Source organism: Streptomyces sp. SID14478, from assembly GCF_010548525.1.
Classification (GTDB): domain Bacteria; phylum Actinomycetota; class Actinomycetes; order Streptomycetales; family Streptomycetaceae; genus Streptomyces.
This window is the reverse complement of the sequence record NZ_JAAGMG010001287.1, coordinates 1-3,356: the sequence shown is the minus strand read 5'-3', so window position 1 is coordinate 3,356 and position 3,356 is coordinate 1. Positions and strand designations below refer to the sequence as shown.

Genomic DNA, 3,356 nt, shown 5'->3' with positions numbered 1-3,356 from the left:
GGTGCAGGGCGGCGTGCACCTCGGCGAGCGCGTCCGGGCCGGTGACGGCGGTCGCGTCGACGACGATGCCGGCGGGGCGGTCCGCGCCGCCGCCGGACAGGGAGCCGCGGACGTCGAGACCGGTGCGGGCCAGCAGCTCCGACAGCTCCTTGCGGTGGGCTGACGTACCCGCCGTGAAGTGCAGCAACTGCCCTTCCAGGGAAGGGCGTTCGGGGCTCCAGCGACGGAGCGGCGCGGGCTGCGGCAGGCCCAGGCGGCGGGTCAGGAAGCGGCCGGGGGCCGTGCCGGTGAAGTTCAGATAGCGGTCGGCCATTGTCCAACTCCCTGCTCCGTCGTAAATTTACTTCAGAGTAAGGTTACTCAGTAGTCAGGAGTTGTCGAGATGGCCCCCGCGAAAACCGCGCGCACCGCGACATCGGCGAGTACCGCGAAATCCGCCGGAGAACCGGTGCTGCCCCGTCGTGTCGCCGTCCTCGGCGGCAGCCGCATCCCGTTCGCACGCTCCGACGGCCCGTACGCGACCGCGTCCAACCAGGACATGCTGACCGTCGCGCTCGACGGCCTCGTCGACCGCTTCGCGCTCCACGAGCCGGGCGCCGTCGGGGAGTTCGTGGCGGGCGCGGTGCTCAAGCACAGCCGGGACTTCAACCTCGCGCGCGAGACCGTGCTCGGCTCGGCGCTGGACGCGCGCACGCCCGCGTACGACATCCAGCAGGCATGCGGCACCGGTCTGCAGGCCGTGATCGCCGCCGCCAACAAGATCGCCCTCGGGCAGACGCGGAGCGCGGTCGCCGGCGGTTCCGACACCGCGAGCGACGCACCGCTGGGCGTGAACGACGAGCTGCGCAAGATCCTGCTGGCCGCGCGCCGCGCCAAGTCCGCGGGGGCGCGGCTGAAGGCCCTCTCCCGGATCAGGCCGGGCCACCTCGTCCCGGACATCCCGCGCAACGCCGAGCCGCGCACCGCCCTGTCGATGGGGGAGCACGCCGCCGTCACCGCCCGCGAATGGGGCATCGCGCGCGAGGCGCAGGACGAGCTTGCCGCCACCAGTCACCAGCGCCTCGCGGCCGCGTACGACCGGGGGCTGTTGGACCAACTCGTCGTTCCTTACCGGGGGCTTGAGCGTGACCAGAACCTGCGGCCCGGGTCGAGCGTCGAGAAACTCGCCACGCTGAAGCCGGTGTTCGGGGTCAAGGACCCCAACCCGACGATGACGGCGGGGAATTCGACGCCGCTGACGGACGGGGCGGCCGTGGTGCTGCTCGCGAGCGAGGAGTGGGCGCAGGCGCGCGCGCTCGAACCGCTCGCGTATCTGACCGCGTACGAGACCGCGGCGGTGGACTTCGTGGGCGGGGACGTCACCGGGGGCGGGGGTGACGGGCTGCTCATGGCGCCCGCGTACGCGGTGCCGCGGATGCTGGAGCGGGCCGGGCTCGGGATCGAGGACTTCGACTTCGTCGAGGTGCACGAGGCGTTTGCCTCGCAGGTGTTGGCGACGTTGGCCGCGTGGGAGAAGCAGGGGCTCGCGCCCGTCGACCGGGAGCGGTTGAACGTAGCCGGGTCGTCGCTGGCGACGGGGCATCCGTTTGCGGCTACCGGGGCGCGGATCGTGGCCACGCTTGCTGCGCTGCTTGCTGAACGGGGTGGGCCCGGGCGGGGGCTGATCTCCATCTGCGCTGCCGGGGGGCAGGGGGTCACCGCGATCCTCGAGCGGAGCTGAGGCCGAGGTTGCGGGGCTCCGCCCCGGACCCCGCTCCTCAATCGCCGGAGGGGCTTGAAATGGGGCTTGAAGGGCCGGAGGGGCTGGACATGCTCCGCCCCGGACCCCGCTCCTCAATCGCCGGAGGGGCTTGAAATGGGGCTTGAGGGGCGGAGGGGCTTGAAGGGTTCCGGGGCGGACCCTTTCTCAGTCGCTTGAGGACGGGTCCAGTTTGCGGAGGGCCGACTCGTCGGGGGAGTCGGGCGCGGCCTGGTACGTGATCAGGCGCTGGCCGCCCGTGCGGGCCAGTTGCATCACCTCGTACGTGAGCGTCATCGCGCCCACCTTCGGGTGGTCGAACGACTTCGTGCCGCCGCCGCGCTCCTGCACCTCGTAACGGTCCCACATCTTCACGAACTCCGGCGACTTGAGCAGGAGTTCGCCGACCAGCGCCGTCATCCTCGGGTCGTCGGGGTCGGCGCCGCCCACCGCGCGCAGGTGTGCCACCGACGCCGTGACGGTCGCCTCCCACGGCACGTACAGCGTCCGGCCGACGGGGTGCAGGAAGAGGTACCGGGTCAGGTTGCGCTGCTCCGGCGGCTGGTCCCACATGCCGGGGAGCAGGCGGCGGCCCGCGGGGTTCGCGGCCAGCATGTAGTTGAAGCGGTTCACCACGTACGCGGGCATCGGGCGCAGCGCCTCGAGCATCTGGAGCACCGACTCGCGGACCGTGTCGTCCGTCGTGGGGTGCGGGGTGGTGAGCCGGCCCGAGGCCAGTTCGGCCAGGTCGTGCAGGCGCTCGTGGGCGTCGCCGCGCAGCCGCAGGGCCCGGCTGAGGGCGTCGATCACGGCGGTCGACGGGTTCGTCTCGCGGCCGCGCTCCAGGCGCGTGTAGTAGTCGACGCTCACTCCGGCGAGCGTCGCCAGCTCCTCGCGGCGCAGGCCGGGCGTGCGGCGCAGGCCGGTGCCCGCGGGCAGGCCCGCTTCGGCCGGAGTCACCTGGGCGCGACGGGCGCGCAGGTACTTGCCCAATTCCGTGGTCTCAGCCATGCCCTCCATTGTCCACGGCCGTCCAGAGGGCTGGGGGGCCGTGTCAGGGCCAGGAACGCGGCACCCCGGTGCGGCGCGGTCTGCCACCTTTTCCGGCGCGGCCGCAGAGTGGAGCCCGTTGCGGGTGGCCGGCAGGACGGAGCCCAGGGAGTGCATGTCACAGGGCCGCGGCCCGTGTCTGCCGCCCACCCGCACTTCGAGCCCGTCCCAGGAGGACCGCGTGACCACTTTGACCCTTACCGCCCGCAGGCCGGACGTGACGGCCGCGGCCGAGGAGCCCCGCCGCTCCGGCGGCGCCGCCGCGCTGCTGGCCGCCCTGCTCGGCTTCGCCGTGATCACCATTGACGTGTCGGCGGTGAACATCGCGCTGCCCGACATCCGTTCGTCCCTGCACAGCGGCATGACCGGCCTGCAGTGGGTGGCCGACGCGTACACGCTGATGTTCGCCGGTCTGATGCTGTCGGCGGGCGCGCTGTGCGACCGCACCGGGGCGCGCCGCGCCTACGTCCTCGGCACGGCCCTGTTCACCGTCGCCTCCCTGGCCTGCGCGCTGGCCCCCGGCCTCGGCGCGCTGATCGCCGCCCGCGTCGTGCAGGGCGGGGCGGCC

General features: G+C 72.9%; 3 protein-coding genes and 1 pseudogene. 2 read left to right on the top strand and 2 right to left on the bottom strand.

The window, feature by feature from the left end; all coding sequences use genetic code 11:
• Positions 1-313 (bottom strand): annotated as a pseudogene (locus G3I40_RS41180) (short chain dehydrogenase); the annotation flags it as partial.
• A gap of 69 nt (positions 314-382) precedes the next feature.
• On the opposite strand from G3I40_RS41180, the gene G3I40_RS41175 reads away from it, so the two are divergent.
• Positions 383-1,720 (top strand): acetyl-CoA C-acetyltransferase, encoded by a 1,338-nt coding sequence (locus G3I40_RS41175; protein ID WP_239092249.1) that lies wholly within the window; start codon positions 383-385, stop codon positions 1,718-1,720.
• Positions 1,721-1,906: 186 nt separating this feature from the next.
• On the opposite strand, the gene G3I40_RS41170 is transcribed toward G3I40_RS41175, so the two are convergent.
• Positions 1,907-2,749 carry a helix-turn-helix transcriptional regulator gene (locus tag G3I40_RS41170; RefSeq protein WP_164559922.1) on the bottom strand — a complete coding sequence of 281 codons (843 nt, stop codon included), beginning with the start codon at positions 2,747-2,749 and terminating at the stop codon, positions 1,907-1,909.
• A gap of 256 nt (positions 2,750-3,005) precedes the next feature.
• Between G3I40_RS41170 and G3I40_RS41165 the strand changes: the two genes are divergently transcribed.
• A partial coding sequence (locus tag G3I40_RS41165; RefSeq protein ID WP_343245192.1) for an MFS transporter occupies positions 3,006-3,356 on the top strand: 351 nt, incomplete at its 3' end.

Excerpts from the sequence above, each read along its gene's own strand:
- G3I40_RS41170 (WP_164559922.1), bottom strand. The coding sequence starts at position 2,749 with ATGGCTGAGACCACGGAATTGGGCAAGTACCTGCGCGCCCGTCGCGCC.
- G3I40_RS41175 (WP_239092249.1), top strand. The coding sequence starts at position 383 with ATGGCCCCCGCGAAAACCGCGCGCACCGCGACATCGGCGAGTACCGCG.